The 445-nt window shown below is 72.6% G+C and carries 1 protein-coding gene; it reads right to left on the reverse strand.

Going from position 1 to position 445, the window contains the following annotated elements; genetic code table 11:
- Window positions 1-445, reverse strand: a 445-nt coding sequence (locus tag GM658_RS28640) for a response regulator (protein WP_155457512.1), incomplete at both ends; no start/stop codon positions are given.

The following is a 445-nucleotide window of genomic DNA, read 5'->3' on the forward strand; positions in this document are numbered from 1 at the left end:
CGCCTGGGCGGGCGCAGGGCTGCGCGCCTGGCCAGGCGCGGCGCCGGCGTGCAGGTGGCCGGCGATGGCGGCCAGCATTTGCGCGTAATCGACCGGCTTGGCGATGAAGCCGTCCATGCCGCACTCGACGCAGCGGCTGCGCTCCGTATCGAGCACGCCGGCGCTCATCGCCAGGATCGGTATCCGCAAGCCAAGCTGCTGGCGCAGGATGCGCGTCGCTTCGAAACCATCCATGACTGGCATCTGCACGTCCATCAGCACCAGGTCGAATGCGTCCGGCGCGGCGCGCACCAGGTCCACCGCCTGCTGGCCGTTTTCCGCCACCGTCACCAGCGCGCCGGCCGGCTCCAGCACGCCGCGCGCCACCACCTGGTTGGTCGGATTGTCTTCCACCAGCAGGATGCGGGCGCCGCCCAGCGCCGGCTGGCCCGAGCCCCGGGCCGGC

Origin of the sequence: Massilia eburnea, from assembly GCF_009720745.1 — a bacterium.
GTDB classification, from domain to species: domain Bacteria; phylum Pseudomonadota; class Gammaproteobacteria; order Burkholderiales; family Burkholderiaceae_D; genus Rugamonas; species Rugamonas eburnea.